Source organism: Allobosea sp. NPDC055332 (assembly GCF_053645455.1).
In genome coordinates, this window is the sequence record NZ_JBSHMO010000012.1 from 1 (window position 1) to 5,006 (window position 5,006).

Genomic DNA, 5,006 nt, shown 5'->3' on the forward strand with positions numbered 1-5,006 from the left:
CAGGTGCACGGATCTGCCCTGGCTTCAGGAGATCGGAAGACCTCGGCCGTCGCGGCGCTTGCCGGTGGTGCTGACCCCGGATGAAGTGGTTCGCATCCTCGGTTTTCTGGAAGGCGAGCATCGTTTGTTCGCCCAGCTTCTGTATGGAACGGGCATGCGGATCAGTGAGGGTTTGCAACTGCGGGTCAAGGATCTGGATTTCGATCACGGCACGATCATCGTGCGGGAGGGCAAGGGCTCCAAGGATCGGGCCTTGATGTTACCCGAGAGCTTGGCACCCAGCCTGCGCGAGCAGCTGTCGCGTGCACGGGCATGGTGGCTGAAGGACCAGGCCGAGGGCCGCAGCGGCGTTGCGCTTCCCGACGCCCTTGAGCGGAAGTATCCGCGCGCCGGGCATTCCTGGCCGTGGTTCTGGGTTTTTGCGCAGCACACGCATTCGACCGATCCACGGAGCGGTGTCGTGCGTCGCCATCACATGTATGACCAGACCTTTCAGCGCGCCTTCAAACGTGCCGTAGAACAAGCAGGCATCACGAAGCCCGCCACACCGCACACCCTCCGCCACTCGTTCGCGACGGCCTTGCTCCGCAGCGGTTACGACATTCGAACCGTGCAGGATCTGCTCGGCCATTCCGACGTCTCTACGACGATGATTTACACGCATGTGCTGAAAGTTGGCGGTGCCGGAGTGCGCTCACCGCTTGATGCGCTGCCGCCCCTCACTAGTGAGAGGTAGGGCAGCGCAAGTCAATCCTGGCGGATTCACTACCCCTGCGCGAAGGCCATCGGTGCCGCATCGAACGGCCGGTTGCGGAAAGTCCTCCCTGCGTCCGCTGATGGCCGGCAGCAGCCCGTCGTTGCCTGATGGATCCAACCCCTCCGCTGCTATAGTGCAGTCGGCTTCTGACGTTCAGTGCAGCCGTCTTCTGAAAACGACAATGGAGGTGGTAGCCGAGGGTGTGGAAACACCCGACTGCCTTGCGTGGTTGCGGCAGGCGGGTTGCGACACGGTGCAGGGTTTCCTGTTCGCCAGGCCGATGCCGGCGGCGGCCTTCGTCGGCTTCGTCAACCAATGGAGGAACACCACCATGAACGCCAATGAACCGAGCACCAGTTGCTGCGTGTGCTGCAAGGAAATCCCGCTCGATGCCGCCTTCACGCCGGAAGGGGCCGAGGGCACTGTTGCAAAGTTAGCGATGAGGCAGCCTTTTGTCTTATTCAAAGGCCTTACATTTCAAAAACTCTGCTTACCAGGCGCATTTCGCCCAGGGGATCACCATAATAAAATGCTGAGGCCTGGCCTTTGCGTAGTGCACGCATCACCTCAATACCTTTGATGGTGGCGTAAGCCGTCTTCATGGATTTAAATCCCAGCGTGGCGCCGATTATCCGTTTCAGTTTGCCATGATCGCATTCAATCACGTTGTTCCGGTACTTAATCTGTCGGTGTTCAACGTCAGACGGGCACCGGCCTTCGCGTTTGAGCAGAGCAAGCGCGCGACCATAGGCGGGCGCTTTATCCGTGTTGATGAATCGTGGGATCTGCCACTTCTTCACGTTGTTGAGGATTTTACCCAGAAACCGGTATGCAGCTTTGCTGTTACGACGGGAGGAGAGATAAAAATCGACAGTGCGGCCCCGGCTGTCGACGGCCCGGTACAGATACGCCCAGCGGCCATTGACCTTCACGTAGGTTTCATCCATGTGCCACGGGCAAAGATCGGAAGGGTTACGCCAGTACCAGCGCAGCCGTTTTTCCATTTCAGGCGCATAACGCTGAACCCAGCGGTAAATCGTGGAGTGATCGACATTCACTCCGCGTTCAGCCAGCATCTCCTGCAGCTCACGGTAACTGATGCCGTATTTGCAGTACCAGCGTACGGCCCACAGAATGATGTCACGCTGAAAATGCCGGCCTTTGAATGGGTTCATGTGCAGCTCCATCAGCAAAAGGGGATGATAAGTTTATCACCACCGACTATTTGCAACAGTGCCCTCGACAGCCTGCTCATATCAGAGGGTGAACAACCTTCCCGTCTGGCATGGCTGCTACAGCCTCCGGGTAAAATAAACGGTAAAAATGTGCTGCAACATATCGACCGGCTTAATTCCATCGCTGCGCTGGGGTTGCCTGATGGTATTGCACTTTCCGTTCACCAGAACAGGTTGCTTAAACTGGCGCGTGAGGGCCGGAAAATGAGCAGCAGAGATCTGGCTAAATTCACCGATGTCAGACGTTACGCTACGCTGGTTTGTGTCATTCAGGAAGCGCGGGCCACACTGACTGATGAGGTTATCGAACTGCACGAACGTATTCTGGGCACTCTGTTCAGCCAGGCAAAACGCACACAAGCCGAGAGGCTTCAGCTGACGGGGAAACTCATCCAGAGCAAGTTGAAGCAATATTTTACTGTCGGTCAGGCACTACTGCATGCCAGAGAATCCGGTGAAGATCCCTGGGCAGCGATAGAAGATGTCCTTCCCTGGCAGGAGTTCATCAACAGCCTGGAAGAAACACGGTTTCTGTCCCGTAAGGGCAATTTCGACCCGCTTCACCTGATCACCGAAAAATACAGTACGCTGCGTAAATACGCCCCGCGTATGCTGTCAGCATTGCAGTTCATGGCGACACCTGCGGCGCAGACGCTCAGCGATGCGCTGGACACCATCAGGGAAATGTACCGTAAACAACTTCGTAAAGTGCCGCTATCGGCGCCAACAGGATTTATCCCTGAAAGCTGGCGAAAACTGGTACTCACGCCTTCAGGAATCGACCGCAAGTACTACGAGTTTTGCGTAATGAATGAACTCAAGGGGGCGCTACGTTCCGGTGATATCTGGGTAAAAGGATCGCGCCGCTACAGAAATTTTGATGATTATCTCATCCCGACTGCTGAGTTTGAGAAATCCCGCCACAATGACCAGTTACAGTTGGCCGTTCAGACCGATTGCCAGGCATATCTTCAGGCCCGTATGACGCTTCTTGCATCGCGTCTGGAAGAAGTTAACGCGATGGCGCTTGCCGGTGATTTGCCCGATGTTGATATTTCAGATAAAGGAGTAAAAATCACTCCGCTGGAGAACAGCGTCCCTTCGGGTGTTTCGCCCTTTGCCGATTTGGTTTATGGCATGCTTCCTCATCCGAAAATTACAGAGATACTGGAAGAAGTGGACAGCTGGACGGGGTTTACGCGTCACTTCGCGCACCTCAAAAATAATAACGTCAGACCAAAAGACGGAAGACTGTTGCTGACCACCATTCTGGCCGACGGCATCAATCTGGGGCTGACAAAAATGGCGGAGTCCTGCCCGGGGGCAACAAAATCGTCACTCGAAGGTATTCAGGCATGGTACATCAGAGATGAAACTTATTCAGCGGCACTGGCCGAGCTGGTCAACGCTCAGAAAGCGCGGCCTCTGGCCGCATTCTGGGGCGACGGGACAACATCATCGTCAGACGGGCAGAACTTTCGGGTAGGCAGTCACGGACGTTATGCCGGTCAGGTCAATCTTAAATATGGTCAGGAGCCGGGCGTGCAGATTTATACGCATATCTCAGACCAATACAGCCCGTTCTATGCCAAAGTGATCAGCCGGGTGCGCGACTCAACCCACGTGCTTGATGGCCTGCTGTACCATGAAAGCGATCTGGAAATTACCGAGCATTACACCGATACCGCAGGCTTCACTGAACATGTTTTCGCCCTGATGCACCTGCTGGGATTCGCTTTTGCGCCGAGGATCCGGGATCTTCATGACAAGCGGCTGTTTATTCATGGAAAGGCCGAACGCTATCCGGGGCTTCAGTCCGTCATATCAACAACCAGCCTGAATATCAAAGACATTGAGGCACACTGGGATGAGGTATTGCGCCTGGCAACCTCGATTAAGCAGGGGACAGTCACCGCATCGCTGATGATGAAAAAGTTAGCCAGTTACCCAAAACAGAATGGACTTGCCAAAGCGCTGAGAGAGATTGGCCGCATTGAGCGGACACTATTTATGCTGGACTGGTTCCGTGATCCCGGTCTGCGCCGACGCGTACAGGCGGGGCTGAATAAGGGTGAGGCCCGTAATGCCCTTGCGCGAGCGGTCTTTATGCACCGTCTGGGTGAAATAAGGGATCGTGGGCTGGAGAATCAGAGTTACCGCGCCAGCGGGCTGACGTTACTGACAGCGGCGATCACGTTGTGGAACACGGTATATATAGAAAGAGCTATTGAGTCACTAAAACGAAAAGGTATCCCGATAAATGAGCAACTGGTATCTCATCTTTCTCCCCTGGGCTGGGAACATATCAATCTGAGTGGAGATTACGTCTGGCGTAATAATCTTAAGCTGGGATCCGGAAAATACCGCTCATTACGCACAGTCGACACCATATTGTACAAAAAACAGTCTTAGCGTGGGATAATTTCCGTTTTCCAAGCGGACCCCTACAAGGGGCTGCTGAAAAACGATAACCAACTGGCGATGTTATTCACCCTGGCCAACCTGTTTCGGGTGGACCAAATGATACGTCAGTGGGAGAGATCTCAGTAAAAACCGGAAATAACACCAGAAATGGTGGAAAAAATAGCCTAAATAGGCTGATTCGATGTGTTTGCGGGACAAAAATCGGCCCAGATCCGCGAAATTTTAATCAACGAGTCAGCTTGGGAAGACATGACCTGCTTATTCGCACCTTCCCTAAAGGCGTCTTTGGCTTCGGTCAGCGAACACTGCTGTTTTTCTTTGCAGGACGGTGAATCTTTGTAGTCCGTCATCTGCGCCAGCAGCTGATAGCTGTCGTCAAGCTGCATCTGGCTGCGCTCTTTTTCCATCGCCTGCACCGCTTTCTGGCTAAACGCCGCAGAGTCATCGGTGATCACCGGATTAAACGTTGGGTCCATCGTGCCCATTTTTTCCTGATGATGTACCGGAATGTCGCACCCAGGGAAAGCGCCGGTGATAAAGAATTGTGCCGTCGCAACGGTGCGTTGCAGACTGTTGGCATAGGTATATAC

4 protein-coding genes and 2 pseudogenes are annotated in these 5,006 nt (G+C 54.3%); 4 read left to right on the forward strand and 2 right to left on the reverse strand.

Going from position 1 to position 5,006, the window contains the following annotated elements; genetic code table 11:
* Positions 1-736, forward strand: a 736-nt coding sequence (intI1, locus tag ACWIGM_RS31165; RefSeq protein WP_454029839.1) for a class 1 integron integrase IntI1, incomplete at its 5' end; no start/stop codon positions are given.
* Between the two features lie 202 nt (positions 737-938).
* Positions 939-1,337 carry a DUF3330 domain-containing protein gene (locus ACWIGM_RS31170; protein ID WP_044119997.1) on the forward strand — a complete coding sequence of 133 codons (399 nt, stop codon included), beginning with the start codon at positions 939-941 and terminating at the stop codon, positions 1,335-1,337.
* Here ACWIGM_RS31170 and ACWIGM_RS31175 read toward each other — a convergent pair.
* The gene (locus ACWIGM_RS31175) at positions 1,228-1,932 is read right to left on the reverse strand and encodes an IS6-like element IS26 family transposase (RefSeq protein ID WP_001067855.1); all 705 of its coding nucleotides are present in this window, start codon (positions 1,930-1,932) and stop codon (positions 1,228-1,230) included. The genes ACWIGM_RS31170 and ACWIGM_RS31175 overlap by 110 nt on opposite strands.
* A gap of 60 nt (positions 1,933-1,992) precedes the next feature.
* Between ACWIGM_RS31175 and ACWIGM_RS31180 the strand changes: the two are divergent.
* Positions 1,993-4,404: pseudogene (locus ACWIGM_RS31180) on the forward strand (Tn3 family transposase); the annotation flags it as partial.
* 33 nt (positions 4,405-4,437) lie between these two features.
* Positions 4,438-4,542 (forward strand): annotated as a pseudogene (locus ACWIGM_RS31185) (IS5/IS1182 family transposase); the annotation flags it as partial.
* A 38-nt stretch (positions 4,543-4,580) separates the two neighbouring features.
* Here the strand turns inward: ACWIGM_RS31185 and ACWIGM_RS31190 are convergent.
* Positions 4,581-5,006 (reverse strand): histidine phosphatase family protein (locus tag ACWIGM_RS31190; RefSeq protein ID WP_454029840.1); only part of this gene is annotated, 426 nt, incomplete at its 5' end.

Excerpts from the sequence above, each read along its gene's own strand:
- ACWIGM_RS31170 (WP_044119997.1), top strand. The coding sequence starts at position 939 with ATGGAGGTGGTAGCCGAGGGTGTGGAAACACCCGACTGCCTTGCGTGG.
- ACWIGM_RS31175 (WP_001067855.1), bottom strand. The coding sequence starts at position 1,932 with ATGAACCCATTCAAAGGCCGGCATTTTCAGCGTGACATCATTCTGTGG.